This window comes from Cupriavidus necator A5-1 (assembly GCF_000744095.1).
In the GTDB taxonomy this organism is placed as follows: domain Bacteria; phylum Pseudomonadota; class Gammaproteobacteria; order Burkholderiales; family Burkholderiaceae; genus Cupriavidus; species Cupriavidus necator_A.
Genome location: NZ_JQLI01000001.1, coordinates 3,657,862 through 3,681,828, shown reverse-complemented (window position 1 = coordinate 3,681,828; position 23,967 = coordinate 3,657,862). Strand labels below are relative to the sequence as shown.

The following is a 23,967-nucleotide window of genomic DNA, read 5'->3' as shown; positions in this document are numbered from 1 at the left end:
CCCATGAACGCCCCCCAATTTCCCGCTGGCGCCGTCAGCCCCCATTTCCGCGCCGAGGCGCTGCGCATCGACGGCCAGAAGATCGTGCGCGAACGCGTGATCGAAGTGCGCAACCCGTATGACGGCTCGCTGGTCGGCACCGTGCCCAAGGCCACGCTTGAGGACGTGCGCCGCGCCTTCGAGGCCGCGCACGCCTACCGTTCCACGCTGACACGCTACGAGCGCGCCGCCATCCTGAACCGGGCTGCCGCGCTGCTACGCTAGCGCACCGAGGAAGCCTCGGACCTAATCACGCTGGAGTCCGGCCTCTCAAAGAAGGACTCGCTCTACGAGATCGGCCGCGTGGCCGACGTGCTCGGCTTTGCCGCCACCGAGGCGCTGCGCGACGACGGCCAGATGTTCTCGTGCGACCTGACCCCGCACGGCAAGAAGCGCCGCGTGATGACGCAGCGCGAGCCGCTGCTGGGCGTGATCTGCGCCATCACGCCGTTCAACCACCCGATGAACCAGGTCGCGCACAAGGTCGCGCCGTCGATCGCCACCAACAACCGCATGGTGCTCAAGCCCTCGGAGAAGGTGCCGCTATCGGCTTACTACCTGGCCGACCTGCTGTACGAGGCCGGACTGCCGCCGCAGATGTTCCAGGTGGTCACCGGCGACCCGCGCGAGATTGCCGACGAGCTGATCACGCACCCGTCGGCGGACCTGGTGACCTTCACCGGCGGCGTGGCGATCGGCAAGTACATCGCCAGCAAGGCCGGCTACAAGCGCGTGGTGCTGGAGCTGGGCGGCAACGATCCGCTGATCGTGCTTGACGATGCCGACCTGGACCGGGCTTCGGACCTGGCGGTGCAGGGCTCGTACAAGAACTCCGGCCAGCGCTGCACCGCGGTCAAGCGCATGCTGGTGCACGAGGCCGTGGCCGCGCGCTTCACCGAACTGGTGGTCGAGAAGACCCGCGCGTGGAAATACGGCGACCCGATGGATCGCCGCGTCGACATGGGCACCGTGATCGATGCCGAGGCCGCCGCGCTGTTCGAGGCGCGTGTCAACGAGGCGGTGGCGCAGGGCGCGCGGCTGCTGGTGGGCAACCAGCGCAGCGGCGCCAGCTATTCGCCCACGGTGCTGGACCGTGTGGATCCGTCGATGACCGTGGTGCGCGAAGAAACCTTCGGGCCGGTGTCGCCGCTCATCACGTTCCGTGATGTGGACGACGCCATTCGCATCTCCAACGGGACTGCGTTCGGGCTGTCGTCCGGGGTGTGCACCAATAATATCGAGGCGTTCACCAGGATCGCCAATTCGTTGCACGCCGGCACGGTGAACCTGTGGGAAGTGCCGGGCTACCGCATTGAGCTGACGCCATTCGGCGGTATCAAGGATTCGGGGCTGGGCTACAAGGAAGGGGTGCAGGAGGCGGCCAAGAGCTTTACTAACCTGAAGTCGATTACGCTGCCGTGGGGGTGAGCTGCTGAGTAGGAGCCAAGGCTGCCGCTGGTTTGATCCCCTCTCCCGCCTGCGGGAGAGGGAGCACGCAATCGGTGGCTGGTAGCCCATGGCCCTTGGCACACCACGCGACTTGCTGCGCTAGAATCAGCCCCACTTCCTGACCCTCCCGGAGTCCCCGTGCTCGCCGAACAACGGCAGAAATACATCCTCGACCTGCTGTCCGCCACCGGCGCCCTGGCCATCAGCGAACTGGTCGCCGAACTCGACGTCTCGCGCGAAACCATCCGCCGCGACCTCAATACCCTGGCCGCACGCGGCCTGCTGGTGCTGACCCACGGCGGCGCGCTGGCCTCCGACCGCACTGAGCCCGACACCCAGACCCGCGCCGCGGTCAATGCCGAAGGCAAGCGGGCCATCGGCGTGCGCGCGGCCGAGCTCGTGCGCGATGGCGCCTCGCTGATCCTGGACTACGGCACCACCACGCATGCGGTGGCCCAGGCGCTGCATGGCCACCACAACCTGCTGATCTACACCAACGACCTGGCGATCGCCCAACTGCTGGGCCGGCGCAACGGCAACCGGGTGATCGTGCTCGGCGGCGAGCTACAGGACAATGAAGACGCCACCCACGGCTGGGACACCATCGAGCAACTGTCGCGCTACCACACCGACTTCGCCTTTATCGGCATCGGGGGCGTCACGCCGCGCGGCGAGATCTGCGACTTCTCGCGCGCCGCCGCCGAGCTGCGCGGCCGCATGCTGCTGGCCGCCGACGTACCCTGCGTGGTGGCCGACCATACCAAGTTCGGGCGCAATACGGGTGTGACCATCAAGCATTTCGATCTCGCTGCCTGGCTGATCACGGACATGGCGCCGGAGCCGGAGCTGGGGGCGGCCCTGAAGGAGCGCGGTACTAAGCTGCTGATTGCCTGAACCCCGCACGGCGGCGCGTCGGCGCTGTCCGCTGATCGCACGAAAATCCCAAAAACGTCAGCGCCAAAATGCGGTTTTCTCGCCGCAGTCACAGGTGTTTTGACTGTCACATGCCCCATGGTGGTGCTACAGTTTCGCGTTGTCTGACAAGCACGGCATGCCGTGAATGTCCAGACAACCGGAGGCCACCCACCTTCCATCGGCGCAACGCCAAACGGCACAAGAGACCGGCTCGACCGGCAAGGCTGCCGGATCCAGCCACAGCACCCAGCACAGCAGAGACAACCGTGAGTTCTCCCTCCCGTCCTTCCCTTGAAGCATTCCTGGCGGGGGTCGCCCGCCGCGACCCCAATCAACCTGAATTCCTCCAGGCCGTGAAGGAAGTGATGATGACGCTCTGGCCGTTCGTCGAGCGCAATCCGCGCTATGCCGACCAGGCCGTGCTCGAGCGGCTGGTGGAGCCCGAGCGCGTGATCCAGTTCCGCGTGGCCTGGACTGACGACCAGAACCGCGTGCAGGTCAACCGCGCCTTCCGCGTGCAGCACAGCTCTGCGATCGGCCCGTTCAAGGGCGGCATGCGCTTCCACCCGACGGTGAACCTGTCGGTGCTGAAGTTCCTGGGCTTCGAGCAGACCTTCAAGAATGCGCTGACCACGCTGCCGATGGGCGGTGGCAAGGGCGGCTCCGACTTCGATCCCAAGGGCAAGTCCGACGGCGAGGTGATGCGCTTCTGCCAGGCGCTGGTGACCGAGCTGTATCGGCACCTGGGCCCGGACACCGATATCCCGGCCGGCGACATCGGCGTGGGCGCGCGCGAGGTCGGCTTCATGGCCGGCATGATGAAGAAGCTGTCCAACCAGTCTGCCTGCGTCTTCACCGGCAAGGGCCTGGCCTATGGCGGCAGCCTGATGCGCCCCGAAGCCACCGGCTACGGCACGGTCTACTTCGCCCAGGAAATGCTGCACAAGCGCGGTCGTGCCTTTGACGGCCTGCGCGTGCTGATCTCCGGCTCGGGCAATGTGGCGCAGTACGCGGCCGAGAAGGCGATCGAGCTGGGCGCGAAGGTGCTGACGCTGTCCGACTCCGGCGGCGTGCTCCACTACCCGCAGGGCATGACCAGCGAGCAACTGGCAGAAGTGATGGCCTTCAAGAATGAAGAGCGCGGCCGCCTGTCGGACTTCGCCGCCCGCCATGGCATGACCTTCGAAGCCGGCCGCACCCCGTGGCACGTGCCGGCGGACGTGGCGCTGCCGTGCGCGACGCAGAACGAACTGGACGGCAATGACGCCGAGACGCTGCTCGGCAATGGCGTGATCTGCGTGGCGGAGGGCGCCAACATGCCGTCGACGCTGGAAGCGGTGGACCGCTTTGTCGATGCGAAGATTCTCTATGCGCCTGGCAAGGCCAGCAACGCCGGCGGCGTCGCTACCTCCGGCCTGGAGATGTCGCAGAACGCGATGCGCCTGTCCTGGCACCATGCCGAGGTCGACGAGAAGCTGCACGCGATCATGAAGGACATCCACAAGAACTGCATCCACCACGGGCAGAAGGCGGATGGGTACATCAACTACGTCGAAGGCGCGAATATCGCGGGCTTCGTCAAGGTGGCGGACGCCATGCTGGCGCAGGGCGTGATCTGAGCCAAACGGCCGGCGCAACGCCGGCCGGTGCAATACCGATGGCGTAGCGCGACCGGTTTGGGTTCGCCGCGAAACGCTGGGCCGGCTGGTGGTGGAAGTCACCGACGGCACTGCTGGGTACAACGCGTAGAACTACCGCGCGGGCAAGCCTGCCGACACCACCGGCTATCGCTGAACGACCCGTGGCGGGCCGTTCAGTGTCAGCCGTCTCCCACGTCAGCGGTTGCGACGTTAGCCTTTCGATTTGGGCGGCTGGAACAGCGCGCCCGCCTCCTTCACGTTCTGCTCCGCGCGCTTGCCGATCACGGTGAGCGCTTCGGCCTGCGCCTTCTGCGCGGTCTCGGCCAGCTCGCGCATGTTCTCGAACGCCTGGTGCAGCGCCTGCTGCACGAGTTCGCTGTGCTTGGCCATGGCCTCGGCCGGGTTGCCCGCCGTGGTGTATTGCTGCGCCGCGGCCTGCAGCTGCTGCATGGTCTTGGTGAAGATCTCCTGCTGCTTCTGCATCACCGCCTGGATGCCCTCGTAGGCCAGCTTATTGGCCTCGGTCAGGGCCTCGATGTCCTTGCGGCGCGCTTCGATCACGGCGGTCATGTCCACGCCTGGCAGGCGGAACTGTTCCATCATCTTGGTGAAATCTGCAAAGGGATTGGGGGGCGTGGCCATGCTGGATCTCCTCGGGTGGAAAGGCGGGCAGGGGTGGCAGGGCGGGGCGCCGCGAAGGGTCGCGTGCCCTGCCCCGGGCCGGTTCGACTCCACTATAACCGTTATCCGCACACTTCTAGCCGTCAATCGAGGAAGACCCTAAAGTTTGGGGCCCCCGTGCCGTTGGCATCCATAGCCCGCACGTGCGTCAGCCAATCCGGCCCGCCGCGGACAATGAGAGCGAAATACGCCGCGCCCACTGTGGTCTTGCGCCGGCACTTCGCCGTAACCAGTGCTAATCAGGTAGAAGAAATGAAGAATCTAGGCATCGGGGTCCGCCTCGGCATCGGCTTTGGGGTGGTATTGCTGCTTTCGGCGCTCATGACGGTATTCGGCATGATGCGCCTGCAACAGGTGGCTGAGCGCACGCATGCGATGATGCAGCAGCCGCTGACCAAGGAGCGGCTGGTCAGCGACTGGTACCGGCTCATGCACACCAGCGTGCGCCGCACCACGGCGGTGGCGCGCAGCGCCGACCCGTCGCTGGGCGCGTTCTTCGCGGCCGAGACCAAGGCGTCGATCGAAGGCATTGCCGCGCTGCGCGACAAGATCCAGCCGCTGCTCAGCTCGGAAGAAGAGAAGGCCGCGTTCCAGAAGATCCTCAGCGTGCGCGACCCGTACAACAACGGCCGCGACAAGATCACCAAGCTCAAGCAGGAAGGCCTGACCGAAGAAGCCAACCAGGTGCTGGAGAAAGAGTTCGTGCCCGCGGGCGACGCCTACCTGGGCGAGATCCAGAAGCTGCTCGACATCCAGCGCGCCAGCATCGACGCCACCGCGCGCGAGATCAACGGCATCTACGTCAACGCGCGCAACAGCCTGATCGGGGTGGGCGTGGTGGTGCTGGCGATCGGCATCGCATTCTCGGTCTGGCTGACCATCGGCATCACGCGCCCGCTGCATCGTGCGGTGGCCGTGGCGCGCACCGTGGCATCGGGCGACCTGACCAGCCGCATCGACGCGGATAGCCGCGACGAGACCGGCCAGCTGCTGCAGGCGCTGGCGCACATGAACGCCAATATCCTGCGCATCGTGCGCCAGGTGCGCGCCGGCACCGAGTCGATCGTGTCCGGCACCAGCCAGATCGCGGCCGGCAATACCGACCTGTCGCAGCGCACCGAGGAACAGGCATCGTCGCTGCAGCAGACCGCGGCCAGCATGGAGGAGCTGACCAGCATCGTGCGCCAGAACGCGGACAACGCGCGCCAGGCCAGCACGCTGGCGGTGAATGCCTCGGACATCGCCGAGAAGGGCGGCGAGGTCGCGGGCAAGGTGGCCGAGACCATGGAAGAGATCAACGGCGCGTCCAAGAAGGTGGTCGACATCATTGCCGTGATCGAGGGCATTGCCTTCCAGACCAATATCCTGGCGCTGAATGCCGCGGTGGAAGCCGCGCGTGCCGGCGAGCAGGGGCGTGGTTTTGCCGTGGTGGCGGGCGAGGTGCGCAGCCTGGCGCAGCGCAGCGCCACTGCCGCGAAGGAGATCAAGGCGCTGATCGGCGATTCGGTGGATCGCGTCGAGAAGGGCACCATGCTGGTGACCCAATCGGGGCAGACCATGGAAGAGATCGTCGCAGCGGTGAAGCGCGTGACCGACATCATGGGCGAGATCAGCGCGGCGTCGACCGAACAGAGCGCCGGTATCGAACAGGTGAACCAGGCGGTAACGCAGATGGACAGCGTGACGCAGCAGAACGCCGCGTTGGTGGAAGAGGCGGCTGCCGCGGCGGGTTCGCTGGAAGAACAAGCGCAGCGGTTGAAGGAGGCGGTGTCGACCTTCAGGCTGGCGGCCTGAGGCGGACATCCCGGGTCAGGCGAAAATGTCAAGACATTGCCACCTGCCCCGCCTGAGACCCACCGGGCGCACCTTTGCGGTGCAAGGCGACGCATAAACGGCCAGATCCGGGCCGGATGAGTGGCGGATGCGAGCGCCGGCCCGGTTTTTTGGCCGATTCCCGGCCACAGCAGGCCGGTTTTCAGACTCCTGAAAGCAAACTGAGGCAAAATTCTATTTTTCGCCTAGTTTGCTGTCCTGCTGTGACCCGGCAGGCAGATATCCCACCCACCGTTCGAGGATCTGAGAGAAGCAATGAGTACCCAGCAACCCACCATCATCTACACGCTGACCGACGAAGCTCCCCTGCTGGCGACCAGTGCGTTCCTCCCGATCATCCAGACGTTTACCAAGCCGGCCGGCATCAACGTCACCACCAGCGACATCTCGGTGGCCGGCCGTATCCTGGGCGAGTTCCCCGAATTCCTGACCGAGGAACAGCGCGTGCCGGACAACCTGGCCGAGCTGGGCAAGCTGACGCAGCTGCCGGAAACCAACATCATCAAGCTGCCGAACATCAGCGCCTCGGTGCACCAGCTGGTCAGCGCCATCCGTGAGCTGCAAGGCAAGGGCTACAAGGTGCCGGACTATCCGGAAGACCCGAAGACCGACGAAGAGAAGGCCATCCAGAAGCGCTATTCCAAGTGCCTGGGCAGCGCCGTGAACCCGGTCCTGCGCGAAGGCAACTCCGACCGCCGCGCCCCCGCCGCGGTCAAGAACTACGCGCGCAAGCACCCGCACAGCATGGGCGAGTGGAGCATGGCCTCGCGCACGCACGTGGCCCACATGAAGCACGGCGACTTCTACCACGGCGAAAAGTCCATGACCCTGGACAAGGCCCGCGACGTCAAGATGGAGCTGGTCACCAAGAGCGGCAAGACCATCGTGCTCAAGCCCAAGGTGTCGCTGCAGGACGGCGAGATCATCGACAGCATGTTCATGAGCAAGAAGGCCCTGTGCGCCTTCTATGAAGAGCAGTTCGAAGACGCGCGCCAGACCGGCGTGATGCTGTCGCTGCACGTCAAGGCGACCATGATGAAGGTCTCGCACCCGATCGTGTTCGGCCACGCCGTCAAGATCTTCTACAAGGAAGCCTTCGCCAAGCACGGCGCGCTGTTCGACGAACTGGGCGTGAACGTCAACAACGGCCTGGTCAACCTGTACGAGAAGATCGAGACGCTGCCCAGCTCCAAGCGCGAAGAGATCATCCGCGACCTGCACGCCTGCCACGAGCATCGCCCGGAACTGGCGATGGTGGATTCGGCCAAGGGCATCTCCAACCTGCACGCGCCCAACGACGTGATCGTCGACGCCTCGATGCCGGCCATGATCCGCATTGGTGGCAAGATGTGGGGTGCCGACGGCCGTCCGAAGGATACTAAGGCGGTGATCCCGGAGAGCACCTTCGCCCGCATCTATCAAGAGATCATCAACTTCTGCAAGACCAACGGCAACTTCGACCCGACCACCATGGGCACGGTGCCGAACGTCGGCCTGATGGCGCAGAAGGCTGAAGAATACGGTTCGCACGACAAAACCTTCGAGATCACCGAAGACGGCGTCGCCAACATCGTCGACCTGGCCACCGGTGAAGTGCTGCTGACGCAGAACGTCGAACAGGGCGACATCTGGCGCATGTGCCAGGTCAAGGACGCGCCGATCCGCGACTGGGTCAAGCTGGCCGTGACGCGCGCGCGCAACTCGGGCATGCCGGCCGTGTTCTGGCTGGACCCGTACCGTCCGCACGAGGCCGAGCTGATCAAGAAGGTCGAGGCCTACCTGAAGGGCCACGACACCAACGGCCTGGACATCCAGATCATGTCGCAGGTGCGCGCCATGCGCTACACGCTGGAGCGCGTGATTCGCGGCCTGGACACCATCTCGGTGACCGGCAACATCCTGCGCGACTACCTGACCGACCTGTTCCCGATCATGGAACTGGGCACCAGCGCCAAGATGCTGTCGATCGTGCCGCTGATGGCCGGTGGCGGCATGTATGAAACCGGCGCCGGCGGTTCGGCTCCGAAGCACGTCAAGCAGCTGGTGGAAGAGAACCACCTGCGCTGGGATTCGCTGGGCGAGTTCCTGGCGCTGGCGGTGTCGCTGGAAGATGTGGGCATCAAGACCGGCAATGCCAAGGCCAAGATCCTGGCCAAGACGCTGGATGCTGCCACCGGCAAGCTGCTGGACAACAACAAGAGCCCGTCGCCCAAGACCGGCCAGCTGGACAACCGCGGCAGCCAGTTCTACCTGGCGATGTACTGGGCGCAGGAACTCGCCACCCAGTCCGACGACGCGGAACTGGTGGCCAAGTTTGCGCCGCTGGCCAAGACGCTGACCGACAACGAGCAGAAGATCGTTGGTGAACTGGCCGCCGTGCAGGGCCAGCCGGTCGACATCGGCGGCTACTACCAGCCGGACGCCGCCAAGCTCAGCGCCGCGATGCGCCCGAGCCAGACGCTGAACGCCGCACTGCAGACAGTGTCAGCCTGATTGGTCCGGCCCGCGCCGCGGGCTGGCTGATCACGACCCCGGGCCCATGCCTGGTGCTTCGCCATGCCGGTTGATCCGGCAGGCAGGCGCTGGTGGGGCCCGGGGTTTTTTATTGCGGCGCCGCTGGCGGTGGTTCGGCTTCGCTGTGTACCTGCCAGCCCTGTTCGGGGCCGGTCTTCTGGTCGCGATAGGTCCATAGCGTCCCGCAGTCCTGGCACACGAAGGTGCTGATGGTGACCGCGGCCTTGCCCGGCGGCTTGATGCGCTGGGTATCGGTGATGCGCAGTGCCGCGTGTCCGGGGGCGCCGCGCAGGTGAAGTTCGATGGCCTGGCAGGCAGTGCAGAGTGTCATCCGTTGTCTGGTCCGTGGGATGGGCCACTGTAGCACGCGCGCGCATGGCGCACGCCCTGCAAGCCGGATGTGCGGTGCGCGTCGGCACCGGTGTGCTCGTGGGACCCGCAACCCGCACATTCCGCATTGTTTTTGGTCAATCGGGCCAAGTTCATTGACACCAGGGTGGGGCACCTGTATAAGGGTGGATGCAGGATCTTTCAAGCAGCAACCTAGAAGTCCAGGTGCTTGCCCACACGGCGCCACTTATTCTCCTTGTGTCTTCCTTGATCGTCATGCCTTGCCGGCGCTTTTGCCAGGTGAGAAAAAATTATTGAGGAATCCAACATGGAAACCGGTACCGTCAAGTGGTTTAACGATTCGAAGGGTTTTGGCTTCATTACCCCTGACGCAGGTGGCAACGACCTGTTCGCGCACTTCTCCGAAATTCAAGGCAGCGGCTTCAAGTCGCTGCAAGAAGGCCAGAAGGTTCGCTACGTCGCCGGCGTCGGCCAGAAGGGCCCGGCCGCGACCAAGATCGAGCCGATCTGAGTCTTACCGCCTGAACTGAGCGCCACGGCGCCAGTGCGATGAGAAAAAGCTCCGCTTAGGCGGAGCTTTTTTCTTTCTGTTCCCGCCATTTCCGGCCATTTCCCGCGATAGTGAAATAAAGCCACTGCGGTTCGGGCAACAGGCGTAGAGTGGGGGCAACACCACCAAAACGGCGGAGGCTGCCATGGATATCTATCCAGCTGCGACTTACAAGGGATATGACCTTTATCCCCTGGTGTACAAGCATGCCGTCACGCGCGTATGGCCCGAGCCGCGGCCCGACCGCTCGTTCGATGCCGCGGTGGTGATCTGCCTGGAGGGCGAATCGCCCGAAGGCGGGCAGGCGCGTACGTTCCGCCTGGAGGCCGCGCCCTGGGACAACGTCGGTGGCGCGCGCCGCGGTGCGCTGCGCTATGCCGAAGCCATCATCAACGGCACGGTGCCGGGCATGTCGGTAGCTTCGTCCGGCATGCCGATGACGTCCTGAGCGTCTGTCACGCCCTGGCGCCCCTCCCTATCTGCGACGTTGCGCGCCAATCCGCGCTATTGCAGCACCTTTTCCATCAACGCGGCACGATGCCGCATGGAGCCGCCGTGAGCGACAGCAGTCCTAGCCGCAGTCCCGGCAACAACCTGCCTGGCAGTACGCCTTTTGCCAGTTACAAGGGTTTCGATCTCTATCCCCTGGTTTACCGCCACCGGCCCGAGCAGGCCTGGCCGCGTACCAGGCCCGACACCAGCTTCCTTGCCTCGATCGTGATCTGCCGCGAAGGCTACCGGCCGGGCAGCGACCATGCGCGCGTGTTCCCGATGGCCGAATCGCGTTGGGAGAATATCGGCTCCGCACGGCGCGGCGCGCTGCGGTTCGGGGAAGACATCATCAACGGACTGGTCGCGGGTGAATCGGTGACGTCGCTCTAGCACGCCCGACAGGACAGGCCGCCTGGCGGCAACCAGCCAACCGTCAGACTGCAAGGAGTCCGTTCATGGACATGCGTTCGGGATCATCCGGTTTTCTATGCACCCTGCCCGGCGAGGGCAAGGGCATCACCTATCACGTCGCGGTGTGCTTTATCGATGCGGATCGCCCCACCGGGGTACTGTTCACCAGCTTCGTGGGGGTAGGGCGGCGTTCGTTTGGCGTGCTGGCCGAGGCGGGGGCATTGCAGGGCCAGCTGGCTGCCAGCGGTGAGGCGCTGTGCCGGCTGGCCATCGGCCAGGTGATGCGCGACCAGTTGCACGACAAGGCGCGCGAGGGTGACTATGTGCTGGACCTCGCCGCCGAGCCCTGGGACGGCGAGCTGAGGACGGTCGGCGCGGGGCTCAGGACGGCCCGGCCGCATGTGCGCGTGCTTGGCTGAGGCGCTGGCCGCTGCGGCCACGCCAACCCGAACGCGCTGAACCCAGGGTTCAGATACCGAAGACCGGGGCGCCGTGGCGCTCCAGCAGCGCTTCGATCAGCGCCATGTCGGTAATTTCAGGCGTGCGGTCTTCGACCGCGCGCGACGGTCCGCAATAGGTGGCCGTCACGTGACGTCTCACGGTCAGCACGCCCGATGCGGGCGGCGCGACCTCTACTGCCTGCCACGGCGCATGCCGGTAGCTGCCTGCCTGCCAGCCTTCCGGCGTCAGGTGTACGGCTTCCCATTCTTCAATGACGGACATGATCGGTTCTCCTTTGCTGTGGGGTGAATCGTTGCAGGACGGCACGCGCCGGCGTGGCGCATGCCATGACGAGATGACGCTTTTACTACGACTTGTGCCGGTAGTTGATGCGTCCCTTGGTGAGGTCGTACGGCGACATCTCCAGCGTGACACGGTCGCCCGCGAGTACGCGGATGCGGTTTTTCTTCAGGCGCCCGGACGAGTACGCCCAGACCTCGAAGCCGTTCTCCAGGATCACGCGAAAACGGTTGTCAGGCAGGACTTCGGATACCTTGCCGCCAAATTCCACCAGTTCTTCTTTTGCCAAGGAGGCTCCTTGCTGTAGCCGCGCCGGTTCGGCGCGCGCTGTTGTGAGGCCTTGCAGGCCGATATATGCGTTTATTGCTGGCGCAGGCGCGCCGCGGCGCTTTCGCCGGCATGCCGCGCGGCCTGCCTGGCGCGCGCCTCGGAGCGGTGCGTGTCATGGCGCATGGCCACGTTGGCGACGATGCGCTCGGCGCCGTTGCGGTACTCCGCGATCATGTAGGTCGCGAACCAGAGCCCCGGTTCCTGCTGGATGGGATAGACGGAAACGGTGTACGGGTTATGGCCGTGCTTGTGGCCGTGGCTGTAGTTGTGGTTGCTTTGCTTCAATGTGATGCCTGTTCATGGGCGCGGCCGCGGGCGGCGCGGTGCATCGGTGCGATGCATGCGGCGCAGGGTGGCGACCGTTCGCCGTTGCTGTGGGCCAGCGTCGGGGCCGGCGCGAGGCGCAGGCGGGGAATCTGGCGTGAAGTGGACCATGCCTGCGCAAACCGATACGCCAGGTACAGGCGCGATCGTTGCGGAGCGGACGTGCCGCCGGTCGGAAAGGGTGATGGGCCAATCGTGAATCGTGTCGTCGATCCGGCCCGTGGAGTATCGGGTGTACTTCCCCGATTTGCCGCGGCTGTATGTCTTGTTGGGGTGTTCCGCGGCTGACGCAACGGTGTCGGGCGTGCTGCCGATCCGTGCGGAGGAAGGCCGATGATACCACGTACGGCGCCTTCCTGCCGGCGTGACGGGCAATGCGCCTGTCGCGGCGCGCCGTGCGCGGCTCAGTCTTCGCGGATCTGCGTGAAACGCAATGTCAGGAAATCGATCAGCTCGCGCACCGACGGCAGCAGCCCGCGGCGCGACGGGAACACGGCGTGGATCATGCCGCCCTTGACCGACCACGCCGGCAGGATCTTTACCAGCCGGCCGGAGCGCAGTTCCTCGGTCACCATCATCGTCGGCAGCTGCACGATACCCGCGCCGGCAACGGCCGCCGCGCGCAGCATGATCATGTCGTCCGTGACCAGCCGCGGCTTGTGATGCAGCTCGAAACTGGCGCCGTCGGGACCATGCAGGGCCCAGGCGTGCGCGGCTCGCGGCGGGCCCAGGTCCAGCGTGGGCAGCGCATTCAGGTCCGCCGGCGCCACCAGAGCGGCGTGCCCCGCCATCAATGACGGGCTGGCGACGATACACCAGGCGCGTTCGGCCAGCACGCGCATGACCAGGTCGCTGTCTTCCAGTGGCGGCACGCGTACGCGGATCGCCAGGTCCACCCCTTCGGCGACCACGTCGACGCGGCGGTTGGTGGCCTCCAGGTGCACCGTGACCTTGGGGTTGGCGGCCATGAAGTCCGCGATCATGTCGCCCACGCGCGCATGCAGCAGTGCCACCGGACACGTCATGCGCACCAGCCCGCTGGGTTCCGCGCGCGTGCGCTCGATAGCGCTTTCCGCCGCCTCTGCTTCCACCAGCATCGCCTTGCAGTGGGCGTAGTAGGTCTGGCCCAGCTCGGTCACAGAAAAGCGGCGCGTCGAGCGCTGGATCAGCCGCACGCCCAGCCGCTCCTCCAGCATCGCCACGCGCCGGCTCAGCTTGGACTTGGGGATGCCGAGCACGCGCCCGGCCGGTGCAAAGCCCTGGTGGTCCACCACCTGCGCAAAGTAGTAGAGGTCATTGAGGTCCGGATGCAAAGGCAACTCCTGTCGTCCTGCCAGTAGGACGCTGAGGGCCGATTTTCCGGCCTACCGATGCGTTCTGCCAAGACCTATGCTTTCGCCACGGTCGGCCCCGCACTGCCGGAGCTGACGGATCGCCAACCCGTGCCAAGGAGAATGCGAATGACCACCCCCGCCAATTTCAACGGCAAGCGCCCGGTACTGGATCCGGCCGATACGGCCATGCTGCTGATCGACCACCAGAGCGGCCTGTTCCAGACCGTGGGTGACATGCCGATGCCCGAACTGCGCGCCCGCGCCGCAGCGCTGGCCAAGATGGCCACGCTGTGCAAGCTGCCGGTGATCACCACGGCGTCAGTGCCGCAGGGCCCCAACGGCCCGCTGATCCCCGAAATCCATGAGAACGCGCCGCACGCGAAATACGTCGCGCGCAAGGGCGAGATCAATGCCTGGGACAACCCCGACTTTGTCGCCGCGGTGCGCGAGACCGGCCGCAAGACCCTGATCATCGCCGGCACGATCACCAGCGTATGCATGGCGTTCCCGTCGATCAGCGCGGTGGCCGACGGCTACAAGGTGTTCGCGGTGGTGGATGCCTCGGGCACGTATTCCAAGATGGCGCAGGAAATCACGCTGGCGCGCATTGTCCAGGCCGGCGTGGTGCCGATGGACACCGCCGCCGTCGCTTCCGAACTGCAGCAGACCTGGAACCGCCCCGACGCGCAGCAATGGGCCGAGGTCTACACGCAGATCTTCCCGGCCTACCGCCTGCTGATCGAAAGCTATACCAAGGCGCAGGAAGTCGCGAAGAACCACGAGGTGCTGGACTCCCGGCGCTGAAGCCTGACTCGCCAGTCACTACATACCCCCAAGGGCGCGGCCGCATGATGAACATGCCCTTCGCGTCCCCCTTACACAGGAGCACCCCATGAGCAAGCCTTACAAGCGCCTGGACAAGAGCCAGGCAGCCGTCCTGATGGTCGACCACCAGGCCGGCCTGCTGTCGCTGGTGCGGGACATCGAGCCCGACAAGTTCAAGAACAACGTGCTGGCCCTGGCTGATCTGGCCAAGTACTTCAAGTTACCGACCATCCTGACCACCAGCTTCGAGGACGGGCCCAACGGGCCGCTGGTGCCGGAACTGAAGGCGATTTTCCCCGATGCGCCGTTCATTCCGCGACCCGGCCAGATCAATGCGTGGGACAACGAGGACTTTGTCGCCGCGGTGCGCGCCACCGGCAAGAAGCAGCTGCTGATCGCCGGCGTGGTGACCGAGGTGTGCGTAGCGTTCCCGGCGTTGGCGGCGATCGAAGAGGGCTTTGAGGTGTTTGTCGTGACGGATGCGTCGGGCACCTTCAACGAAGTCACGCGGCACTCGGCCTGGCAACGGATGTCCGATGCGGGCGCGCAGCTGATGACGTGGTTCGGCGTGGCGTGCGAGCTGCACCGCGACTGGCGCAATGATATCGAGGGGCTGGGGGCGCTGTTTTCGAACCATATTCCGGATTACCGGAATTTGATCACGGCGTACACGACGGTGAAGGGCGGGAAGTAAGTAGCGGTCGGCTACCCGGCCACGATACGGCTTAGCGAGCCGCCGGTTTGCTCCCCTCTCCTGCTTGCGGGAGAGGGGCAGGGGGTGAGGGCAGGCGTGTCCGCTGCGAGGGAACGCCTTGGTCCGCAAAGGCCTGGCCCTCACCCTAGCCCCCTCCCACAAGTGCTTGCCTTTACCCACATCTCGATAGGAAAGGTTGTAAACCGGATTGGACGGTGTTAACTTCGGATGAAGTTGACAATCAGTGGTGGCAATTTTGCCTGATACGGAAGATCTGGAAGACTGGGCCAGCGACGAATTCGGTGGCGCTCAGTTGGGCGATGCACGTCGCACGCAGCGCCTTGTGGCATTGGCGCGCGGACTGGCGCAAAAAGCCCATGTTTCGTTCCCGCAGGCCTTGAGTGGTGCCCAACTCAAGGCAGCATATCGCTTCTTTGATAATGAGGCGGTTGACCCGGACGGAATACTGGCGAGCCACGTCGCTCAAACCGTGGGTCGCATGCAGCAGGTGCCTGTCGTATTGGCGGTGCAGGACACCACGGAATTCAATCTGACAAATTTGCCTGCGACTGAGGGACTTGGTCACGGCACGGGCGGCAATTTGCACGGATTCATGTTGCACAGCGTGCTGGCGGTGACGCCTGAGGGCCTGCCACTGGGCGTGTTGAGCATGAAGACGTGGGTGCGTGCGCCTCAAGCATCGGGCAAGGCCAGGCAGCGCCGGGCGCTGTCCATTCGCGAGAAGGAAAGCGTGAAGTGGCTGGAGGGGCTGGAATGCCTTGAGCCGCTCAAGATGCAGTGTCCGGACACGCACCTTGTTGCCGTCAGCGATCGCGAGGGCGATGTGTATGACGTGTTCCTGGCGCCGCGCCCAGCGGGGGTGGACTGGTTGGTGCGGGCCGCCTGGAATCGGGGCGTGGACCACCCAGAGAAGTATCTGTGGGAGACGGTTGCCGCGGCTCCTGTACTTGGGGAGACCGTACTGCACGTGCCCAGGTCCGGCGCCAGGCAGGCACGTAGTGCCCGACTGGCTTTGCGCTGTGTGCCCGTCCAACTGCGACCGCCGCGCAGCCGCGGTGCAGAGGCTCTACCGAGTCTCGAAGTGTTTGCCATTCAGGCGCTGGAAATCGACCCGCCCGAAGGCGTTGAGCCGCTCGAATGGATGTTGCTCAGTTCGATGCCCACCCAAACGCTGGAAGATGTGCTCGAACGGCTGAGCTGGTACGCTCGTCGCTGGACCATTGGTGTGTCCAGATAAGGACACGTTATCCAGTCGGTGTAAGTCCGACCGAGGCAAAAGACTCAAGCCTCGTAGCTTGGGAGGCGTCATGGCGCGAAAGCAAGATGACGGAGCCCTCCGACAGTATGCTCAGAAAGGAGTGTATGCAACGCACCAGGTTGCAACGTGCAGTGAACGCAGATGTAGCCTCGTCACACGAAAACCCGGTGGCTGAGACGGTCGATAACGCGCGAAAGCAGCAAGAGTTGTCCGAAACGAGTCCGATGCGGCAACTCTCACCGGCGGGGTATCAGCGGCGACATGGTGTGAAGGATAACGTGGAAACTGGAGAAGCCCTCGGCACCCGGCGGAGAAATCCCGTCGAGGAGATGTCCGCTATAACCGCGAGTGGGAAATGCGGGCATAGGTGCCAGGGTGACGGATCGGGTCGTAGTACTGTCGATGGGCGTGCAGCAAAACGCGCCCGGAGGGAAGGGCCCGGACCGGTGAGTACTCCGCCCAACAAGGTGAGGCAGGGATGAAATGACAAAGGCATCCGGCAGTCTGCAGGAACTGAGAAGGCGGATATATCGCAAGGCGAAGTCTGACAAGACTCATCGCTTCTGGGGGCTCTTCGTACATATTGCGAAGAGTGAAACCCTCGACGAGGCCTACCGTATCGCCAAGAGGAACGGCGGTGCGCCGGGAATCGATGATCTGAGTTTTGAAGACATCGAGGCATCGGGACGTACTGTATTCCTTGCGGAGATTCAGGCAGACCTCAAAACAGGCAGGTATGAACCCAAGCCGAACCGCAGGGTAGAGATCCCGAAGAGCAATGGCAAGGTCCGCGTTCTCCAGGTTCCTTGCATCCGCGACCGCGTGGTGCAGGGGGCGCTGAAACTGATCCTCGAAGCGGTATTCGAGGCGGACTTCTGCCCGAACTCCTACGGGTTCCGACCGAAGCGGTCCCCACACCGCGCGCTGGCGGAAGTCAGACGCAGTGTGCTGCGGCGCATGTCGACGGTGGTTGATGTGGATTTGTCGCGCTACTTTGACACAATTCAACATTCAACCCTGTTGGGCAAGATCGCGAAGCGCATTCAGGATCCTCAGGTCATGCACTTGGTCAAGCAGGTTATCAAAGCAGCGGGCAAAGTTGGGGTACCGCAAGGTGGCCCATTTAGCCCACTCGCTGCGAACATCTACTTGAATGAGATTGACTGGATGTTCGATGAGATTCGACGCAAGACGGCACAGGGCCCTTACGAGGCAGTGAACTATCACCGGTTTGCTGACGACATTGTCATCACCGTCAGTGGCCACCACACCAAACGCGGCTGGGCTGAACGTGCCCTGCAGCGTTTGCGGGAACAACTCGTGCCGCTAGGCGTCGAGTTGAACACGGAGAAAACCATTGTGGTGGATACATTGAAGGAGGACGCCTTTGGGTTTCTGGGATTCGACCTGCGTCGCGTGCGCAAACGAGCGGGGAACGGGTACTTCGTCCTGATGACCCCCAAGAAGAAGGCTCGCCAAGCCATCAAGGCGAGGATCCGCGACATCATCCGGCATGGAGGCTCGACCCCGGCCGTGAAGCTGGTCGCGAAACTCAACGCTGCGGTGGCGGGATGGGTCAACTACTTCCGGGTCGGCAACGCCAGTCGCGCCTTCAGCGAGGTGCGCGACTATCTGGAAATGAAGGTTCGAACCCTGCTAACGCGGCGCAAGCGACGCCAGAAGACGAGCATCGGGTGGCGACGATGGAGTAACGAGTACCTCTACGGAGTCCTGGGACTGTTCTGGGACTGGAAGACGCGCCCGCTGTCGGGCGCGGAGGGGTTCGCGTGAAAGTGGTCGCCACACCGATAGGACTCATAACCCTTGCGATGAATCTCACTGGGTGAGCTGCTTGAGGGAAAACCTCACGAGCAGTTCTTATGGGGAGGGGCTGGAAACGGGCCGGACAAGCCGAGCACCGCGCCAGTCCTTTACCCGACAATCCTGGCATCGTGTCCTGAAAAGTGGCTGCCAGATCGAAGCCCGGCAGTTCGGGACGCTGGAGCGGTTCCTGCGGGCCACGGCCCTGTTCGCCGTAATCGGCTGGCGCATCTTGTATGCGACTATGCTGGGCCGGCTCGAAGCCGATATCCCTTGCTCGGTGCTACTGCAATCGCTCGAATGGCAGGCCTTGTACTGCCGCACGCACGGCACATCCAAGCCACCGGAGCAGGCACCCAAACTCAGCGAAGCGGTCCTTTGGATCGCCAAGCTCGGCGGCTACCTGGGTCGCAAAAACGACGATCCCCCCGGTGCTACTGTCCTCTGGCGCGGCTTCCTCGTTTTGCACGAAATCACCGAAATGTATCGGATCTTCCAGAAAAACGAGTAAGCCGCCGGAAGTTGTGGGTAAAGGCAAGCACAAGTGGGAGAGGGGACCGGTCGGTGGCAGAGAAAGCGATTTCGCTTCTCTCAAGCCTCCTTTACCGCAGCCACAGGCGCAGGCGCAACGCCAATCCCCACCTCCGCCGACGCCGACCTCCGGTTATCAATCAGCGACACCGCCAGCACCGCAATCACCGCCGGAATCGCAATCGCCATGAAGTTCTGCTGCAACGGCAGCGACATCCCCACGAGCACGCCAATCACGATCGGCGCCAGGATCGCGCCGCTGCGCCCCACGCCCGAGGCCCAGCCGATGCCGGTGCCGCGCACCGCCATCGGGTAGAACTGGCCCGCATAGGCGTAGGTGACAATCTGCGTGCCGATGGTGGAGGCGCCGGCCAGGCCCACCACGACGAACAGCGCGGCGCTGGGCATCGGGTAGCCCAGCAGTGTGATCGACACCGCGGCCAGCGAGTACATACCGATCAGCACGTACTTGATCGGCAGCCGGTCGGCCAGCCAGCCGCCACCGATGGCGCCGATCATCGCGCCGAAGTTCAGCACCAGCACGAAAGTCAGCGCCGAGCCCAGGCTGTAGCCTGCGCCAGCCATCAGCTTGGTCAGCCACGAGCTGAGCGCGTACACCATGAACAGGCACATAAAGAACGCCACCCAGAACATCACCGTGCTGAAGCCGCGGCCGTCCTGGAACAGGCGGCGGATCGGCGCGCTGCCAGCCTTGTCGTCCGCGGCCAGCGTGAAAACGTCGCCGGCTTGCGCGCGATGCGAAGGCACCAGGCGCGATACCACGGATTGCAGCGCGTCGGTCTGGCCGGTGCGGATCAGGTACGGCATCGACTCCGGCAGCGAGCGCAGCACCAGCGGGATCAGCAGCACCGGCAGGCCGGCGGCGAGGAAAACCGACTGCCAGCCATAGCTCTCGATCAGCCCCTTGCCCAGCAGCGCGGCCAGCATGCCGCCGACCGAATAGCCGCTGAACATCAGCGTCACCAGCGTGCCGCGCAGCTTGCGCGGCGAGTACTCGGTCATCTGCGCCACCACGTTGGGCATCACGCCGCCGATGCCCAGCCCCGCCAGGAAGCGCGTGATGCTGAACGTCACCGGGTCGCTGGTAAAGCCCGCGGTTGCGGTAAAGGCGCTGAATAGCAGGATGCAGATGGCGATCGCGCGGCGCCGGCCGATGCGGTCGGCCACGGTGCCGAGGAAGATCGCACCGAACATCATGCCGAACAGCGCCGAGCTGACCATAAAGCCCGCGCTGGTGGCGGTCACGCCCATCTGCTTCATGATCGATGGCAGCGCGATGCCGGCCACGGCCAGGTCATAGCCGTCGAAGATGATGATGATCGCGCACCAGAACAGGATAAGCGCATGGAAGCGGTTGAAGCGGGCCGCGTCGGCCAGCTTGTGGACATCGATCTGACGCATGGTTTGTCTCCGGTATGGTGGTATGGCGGGGCGGCCGGCGTTGCCGGTCACGCCACCGCTGCGGCACGCTCTTCGGCGGCCTTCCGTTCGCGCTCGCGCAATACGAAACGCTGGATCTTGCCCGTGGCGGTCTTGGGCAGTGCCTCGACAAACTCGATCGCGCGCGGGTACTTGTAGGCGGCCAGCCGCTCCTTGACGAAGGCCTTCAGTTCGCCGTCGCCAAGCTGCGCGTTCGCCTTCAGCACCACGAAGGCCTTGGTCTTGACCAGCCCTTCAGGGTCGGGCACGCCGATCACCGCGGCTTCCAGCACGGCCGGGTGCTGCACCAGCGTGGCCTCGACCTCGAACGGCAATACGTAGATGCCGCTGACCTTGAGCATGTCGTCGCTGCGCCCGGCGTAGCTGTAGGTGCCGTCGGGGTTGCGCACGTACTTGTCGCCGCTCTTGGTCCAGCCGCCGCGGAAGGTCTCGCGCGACTTCTCGCGGTTGGCCCAGTACATCATCGCGGCGCTGGGGCCCTGGATATAGAGGTCGCCGATCTCGCCGTCGGGCGCCGGGCGGCCTTCCTCGTCGCGCAGCTCGATGGTGTAGCCCGGCACCGGCCAGCCGGTGGTGCCGTAGCGCACCTGGCCGGGGCGATTCGACAGGAAGATATGCAGCATCTCGGTGGACCCGATGCCGTCGATGATCTCGCAGCCGAAATGGGCGGTGAAGCGCAGGCCGATGTCGGCGGGCAACGCCTCGCCGGCGGACGAGCACAGACGCAGCGCCACCTCGTCGCGCGCGGGCAGCGCCGGCGATGCGAGCATGCCAGCATAGCCCGTGGGCGCGCCGAAGAACACGGTCGGCTTCTGCTCGCGCCAGCGGCGGAAGGTGGCTTCGGGCGTGGGCCGTTCGGCCATCAGCACCACCGTCGCGCCCACACTGAGCGGGAAGCTGAGGCCGTTGCCGAGCCCGTAGGCGAAATAGAGCTTGGCCGCGGAGAAGCAGATGTCCTGTTCCTGCAGGCCGAGCACGGGGCCCGCATACAGGCCGGCCGTCCAGTATGGATTGCCGTGGCTATGCACCACGCCCTTGGGCTGCCCCGTCGAGCCGGACGAATAGAGCCAGAAGCCGGGATCGTCGGGGCTGGTCGCGGCAGGCGCGGACAACGGCGTTTGCGTGGCGAGCACGGTATCGAGCGCCACCATGCCGTCCGGCAGCGGCCCACGCGCCCGCGAGACGAACACCTTGCCGACTTCATGCCCGGGCCGCGCCAGCGCTTCCTGCAGCAGCGGCAGCAGCGCGGCCGAGACCAGTACCGCCTGCGCGCGGCTGTGCTGCAGCATGTAGGTGTAGTCGTCGGCGGTCAGCAGCGTATTGACGGCAACCGGCACGATGCCGGCATACATCGCGCCCAGGAAGCACATCGGCCAGTCGATGCAGTCGTGCATCAGCAGCAGCACGCGCTCCTCGCGGCGGATGCCGGCATCGAGCAGCGCGGCGGCCAGGCGCCGCACCTGCTGCGCCAGTTCGCCATAGGTAAGCTGGCCGTCGTCGTCGATATAGGCGGCCTTGCCGGCGCGCGCCGCGTTGCAGCCGAGCAAGTGCGCCGCAAAGTTGAAGGACGTGCCCGGCGGCGGGACCGGGACGTCTGCGGTGATGGCGGTCATGCGTGTCTCCCCGTTTCTGGTGTACGGTGTGCTGCGCGCCGCCATGCGGACGTGGCGGCGCGGTAAAGCCGGATGGCTGACAGTCAGGCGAGGGTGTCGAGCACTGCGGTGCTGGCCTGGATGGCGCTGCGACGGTGGTAGAAATTCAGCGCGCGCAGGCCGCCCAGTTCTTCGCCGCCGCCGGCGCGGCCGGGGCCGCCGTGCAGCGATTGCGGCATCACGTTGCCGTGGCCGGTGTGGAGTTGCGCGACGTCGGGCGAGATCACGTGCACGCGGCCGTGGCTGTCGGCCAATTCCACCGCGGCGGCGCCCAGCGCGGCAGCGTTGCTGCCATAGAGCGATGTCACCAGCGAGCCCTGGCAGCGGCGTACCAGCGCGAGCGCGTGGACGGTATCGCGGTAGGGCAGTAGCGTGGCTACGGGGCCAAAGACTTCGGTGTCATGCACCGCGCCGGCAGCGTCAGCATCGTTGACGCCGAGCAAGGTCGGGCCGATGCAGCAGGCCACGGCGGGATCGGCATCGACCAGCGGCTGCTGCGTGCCGTCATGCAGCACCTGCGCATGCTTGCGCAGGTTTGCCAGGCCTTCCTGTACGGCGTTGAACTGTGCGCGGCTGACCAGCGCGCCCATGCGCACGGCCTCGTTGCGCGGGTTGCCCACGGTGACTTTCGACAGGCGCGCACCGATGGCCTCCGCCGCTTGCCCGAACAGCGCCTCGGGCACGAACACGCGCCGGATCGCGGTGCATTTCTGTCCCGACTTGACCGTCATCTCGCGCACCGCTTCCTTGACCAGCAGGTCGAAGGCGGCGGTGTCCGGGCTATCGCCTGGCAGCAATACCGCAGAATTGATGCTGTCCGCCTCGATGTTCACGCGCACCGAACGCTGCGCGATCGCCGGATGCGAACGGATCACCGCAGCCGTATCGGCCGAGCCGGTGAACGACACCACGTCGAACGGCTGCAACTGGTCGAGCAGGCCGGCCGAGCTGCCGCACACCACCGACAATGCGCCCGCAGGCAGCACGCCAGCCTCGACCACGTCGTGCACCATGCGCTGGGTCAGCCAGGCAGTGGCCGTGGCGGGTTTGACGATCACCGGCACGCCGGCCAGCAGCGCGGGCGCGGCCTTCTCCCACAGGCCCCAGCTCGGGAAGTTGAAGGCATTGATAAACAGCGCTACGCCGCGCGTGGGCACCAGCACGTGCTGCGACTGGAACAGCGGATCCTTGCCAAGGCGCGCGGCCTCGCCATCGAGCAGGTAATGCCGGTCGCCGAGCGTATCGCCAAGCTTTGCATAGGTGCCCAGCGTGAAGATGCCGCCGTCGATGTCGACCGCCGAGTCGTTCTTCATGGTACCGCTGTTGGCGGTGGCAATCTCGTAGTAGGCGTCGCGGTTGGCCTGCAGCACCTTGACGACCTCGGCCAGCAGCGCAGAGCGCTGGCGGTAGGTCAGTGCGCGGAGCGCGGCACCGCCCTGTTCCCGCGCAAAGGCGAAACCGGCCGCCAGGTCCAGCCCGGTTGCGTCCACACGCACCAGTTCATCCCCGAGCACCGGATCGAACAACGCCGTGCCGGTGCCGCTGCCGGCTTGCCACTTGCCGCCGAGGTAGTTGGAAAGCAATTCAGTCATGGGGGATCTCAGCGCGTGAAGTCGATGCGGCCTTCCGGCAGCAGGTAGAGCACCAGCGCGCGGCCGTTGCTGACGGTGGGGCGGTGGGCGCTTCCCGGCGGGCACACCAGCCAGCCCGCCGGGCGGCCGTCGAACTCCGCGTCTCCGTCGAGCGGCATGATCAGGTCGATCTCGCCATTGGGATGGGTATGGTGCGGGCCGGCAATGTCCTGCATGTCGACCACATCCACCGAGAAGCCGTGCAGGTCGTCGGCAGGCTTGAAGATGCGGCCGTAGCGGATGCCACCGCCTTCCCGGTCGCACAGCCAGCCTGCGGCCACGCCGGCCTGGCAGGCTTCCTTCAGTTGCTGGTAGGTGGTGCTGCCGGCGCCGTGCTCGGCATTGAGCCAGGCGTCGAGTGCGGCATCGAGCGGGCGGCCAGCCAGTTGCGCGGTGAGCTGCGCGATCTGGCTGCGGAATTCAGTTGGGGACAGGGTGCGGGACATAAGAAGAGGGGGCTCCGTCTGAT

The 23,967-nt window shown here is 65.1% G+C and carries 23 protein-coding genes and 1 pseudogene; 14 read left to right on the top strand and 10 right to left on the bottom strand.

Annotated elements, in window-relative coordinates:
- Positions 1-3: 3 nt before the first annotated feature.
- The 3 genes and pseudogenes from phnY (at position 4) to gdhA (ending at position 4,022) form a co-directional block, all read left to right on the top strand.
- A pseudogene (gene phnY / locus K307_RS16380) lies at positions 4-1,467 on the top strand (phosphonoacetaldehyde dehydrogenase).
- A gap of 159 nt (positions 1,468-1,626) precedes the next feature.
- Complete coding sequence (locus tag K307_RS16375; RefSeq protein ID WP_042879648.1) at positions 1,627-2,382, top strand: DeoR/GlpR family DNA-binding transcription regulator; 756 nt, start codon at positions 1,627-1,629, stop codon at positions 2,380-2,382.
- 287 nt (positions 2,383-2,669) lie between these two features.
- Positions 2,670-4,022 (top strand): NADP-specific glutamate dehydrogenase, encoded by a 1,353-nt coding sequence (gdhA, locus tag K307_RS16370; RefSeq protein WP_042879647.1) that lies wholly within the window; start codon positions 2,670-2,672, stop codon positions 4,020-4,022.
- A 231-nt stretch (positions 4,023-4,253) separates the two neighbouring features.
- On the opposite strand, the gene K307_RS16365 is transcribed toward gdhA, so the two are convergent.
- Positions 4,254-4,685, bottom strand: a complete 432-nt coding sequence (locus tag K307_RS16365; protein WP_042879644.1) for a phasin family protein — start codon at positions 4,683-4,685, stop codon at positions 4,254-4,256.
- Between the two features lie 291 nt (positions 4,686-4,976).
- Between K307_RS16365 and K307_RS16360 the strand changes: the two genes are divergently transcribed.
- Together K307_RS16360 and K307_RS16355 are read left to right on the top strand one after the other, a co-directional pair.
- Positions 4,977-6,518: a methyl-accepting chemotaxis protein gene (locus K307_RS16360; RefSeq protein WP_042879642.1), complete on the top strand. Its 1,542-nt coding sequence runs from the start codon at positions 4,977-4,979 to the stop codon at positions 6,516-6,518.
- A 294-nt stretch (positions 6,519-6,812) separates the two neighbouring features.
- Positions 6,813-9,050 carry an NADP-dependent isocitrate dehydrogenase gene (locus K307_RS16355; protein ID WP_042879639.1) on the top strand — a complete coding sequence of 746 codons (2,238 nt, stop codon included), beginning with the start codon at positions 6,813-6,815 and terminating at the stop codon, positions 9,048-9,050.
- Positions 9,051-9,159: 109 nt separating this feature from the next.
- Here the strand turns inward: K307_RS16355 and K307_RS16350 are convergent, their stop codons facing one another.
- Positions 9,160-9,402, bottom strand: a complete 243-nt coding sequence (locus tag K307_RS16350) for a hypothetical protein (RefSeq protein ID WP_042879637.1) — start codon at positions 9,400-9,402, stop codon at positions 9,160-9,162.
- A gap of 327 nt (positions 9,403-9,729) precedes the next feature.
- Here K307_RS16350 and K307_RS16345 point away from each other — a divergent pair, with 327 nt between their 5' ends.
- The 4 genes from K307_RS16345 (at position 9,730) to K307_RS16330 (ending at position 11,294) form a co-directional block, all read left to right on the top strand.
- On the top strand, positions 9,730-9,933 hold the full coding sequence (locus tag K307_RS16345) for a cold-shock protein (protein ID WP_020202065.1): 204 nt from the start codon (positions 9,730-9,732) through the stop codon (positions 9,931-9,933).
- A 184-nt stretch (positions 9,934-10,117) separates the two neighbouring features.
- Positions 10,118-10,420, top strand: coding sequence for a hypothetical protein (locus tag K307_RS16340; protein WP_042879635.1), 303 nt, complete (start codon positions 10,118-10,120; stop codon positions 10,418-10,420).
- 107 nt (positions 10,421-10,527) lie between these two features.
- Complete coding sequence (locus K307_RS16335; RefSeq protein ID WP_022539268.1) at positions 10,528-10,854, top strand: hypothetical protein; 327 nt, start codon at positions 10,528-10,530, stop codon at positions 10,852-10,854.
- Between the two features lie 65 nt (positions 10,855-10,919).
- A complete protein-coding gene (locus K307_RS16330; RefSeq protein WP_042879633.1) occupies positions 10,920-11,294 on the top strand; it encodes a hypothetical protein in 375 nt (124 codons plus the stop codon).
- A gap of 49 nt (positions 11,295-11,343) precedes the next feature.
- Here the strand turns inward: K307_RS16330 and K307_RS16325 are convergent, their stop codons facing one another.
- The 4 genes from K307_RS16325 to K307_RS16310 form a co-directional block, all read right to left on the bottom strand.
- Positions 11,344-11,598 (bottom strand): hypothetical protein, encoded by a 255-nt coding sequence (locus K307_RS16325; RefSeq protein WP_042879631.1) that lies wholly within the window; start codon positions 11,596-11,598, stop codon positions 11,344-11,346.
- A gap of 85 nt (positions 11,599-11,683) precedes the next feature.
- Positions 11,684-11,905: a translation initiation factor IF-1 gene (gene infA, locus K307_RS16320; protein ID WP_008646230.1), complete on the bottom strand. Its 222-nt coding sequence runs from the start codon at positions 11,903-11,905 to the stop codon at positions 11,684-11,686.
- Positions 11,906-11,976: 71 nt separating this feature from the next.
- Entirely contained in the window at positions 11,977-12,231 is a 255-nt protein-coding gene (locus tag K307_RS16315; RefSeq protein WP_051974929.1) for a hypothetical protein, read from the bottom strand.
- Between the two features lie 443 nt (positions 12,232-12,674).
- Entirely contained in the window at positions 12,675-13,583 is a 909-nt protein-coding gene (locus K307_RS16310; protein ID WP_042879628.1) for a LysR family transcriptional regulator, read from the bottom strand.
- A 147-nt stretch (positions 13,584-13,730) separates the two neighbouring features.
- On the opposite strand from K307_RS16310, the gene K307_RS16305 reads away from it, so the two are divergent.
- The 5 genes from K307_RS16305 to K307_RS16285 all read left to right on the top strand — a co-directional run bounded on the left by K307_RS16305 (position 13,731) and on the right by K307_RS16285 (position 18,734).
- Complete coding sequence (locus K307_RS16305) at positions 13,731-14,408, top strand: isochorismatase family protein (RefSeq protein ID WP_042879627.1); 678 nt, start codon at positions 13,731-13,733, stop codon at positions 14,406-14,408.
- Positions 14,409-14,496: 88 nt separating this feature from the next.
- Positions 14,497-15,123, top strand: a complete 627-nt coding sequence (gene ycaC, locus K307_RS16300) for an isochorismate family cysteine hydrolase YcaC (protein WP_042879626.1) — start codon at positions 14,497-14,499, stop codon at positions 15,121-15,123.
- Positions 15,124-15,367: 244 nt separating this feature from the next.
- Entirely contained in the window at positions 15,368-16,381 is a 1,014-nt protein-coding gene (locus K307_RS16295) for an IS4 family transposase (RefSeq protein WP_230625715.1), read from the top strand.
- A gap of 504 nt (positions 16,382-16,885) precedes the next feature.
- On the top strand, positions 16,886-18,193 hold the full coding sequence (gene ltrA / locus K307_RS16290; protein WP_042876603.1) for a group II intron reverse transcriptase/maturase: 1,308 nt from the start codon (positions 16,886-16,888) through the stop codon (positions 18,191-18,193).
- 61 nt (positions 18,194-18,254) lie between these two features.
- Complete coding sequence (locus tag K307_RS16285) at positions 18,255-18,734, top strand: IS4 family transposase (protein WP_230625713.1); 480 nt, start codon at positions 18,255-18,257, stop codon at positions 18,732-18,734.
- Positions 18,735-18,814: 80 nt separating this feature from the next.
- On the opposite strand, the gene K307_RS16280 is transcribed toward K307_RS16285, so the two are convergent.
- The 4 genes from K307_RS16280 to K307_RS16265 all read right to left on the bottom strand — a co-directional run bounded on the left by K307_RS16280 (position 18,815) and on the right by K307_RS16265 (position 23,932).
- A complete protein-coding gene (locus K307_RS16280; RefSeq protein ID WP_042879622.1) occupies positions 18,815-20,176 on the bottom strand; it encodes an MFS transporter in 1,362 nt (453 codons plus the stop codon).
- Positions 20,177-20,223: 47 nt separating this feature from the next.
- The gene (locus K307_RS16275; RefSeq protein WP_042879620.1) at positions 20,224-21,828 is read right to left on the bottom strand and encodes a benzoate-CoA ligase family protein; all 1,605 of its coding nucleotides are present in this window, start codon (positions 21,826-21,828) and stop codon (positions 20,224-20,226) included.
- Between the two features lie 83 nt (positions 21,829-21,911).
- Complete coding sequence (locus K307_RS16270) at positions 21,912-23,459, bottom strand: 3,4-dehydroadipyl-CoA semialdehyde dehydrogenase (protein WP_042879619.1); 1,548 nt, start codon at positions 23,457-23,459, stop codon at positions 21,912-21,914.
- Positions 23,460-23,467: 8 nt separating this feature from the next.
- Positions 23,468-23,932: a DUF4863 family protein gene (locus tag K307_RS16265; protein WP_042882156.1), complete on the bottom strand. Its 465-nt coding sequence runs from the start codon at positions 23,930-23,932 to the stop codon at positions 23,468-23,470.
- Positions 23,933-23,967 lie beyond the last annotated feature (35 nt).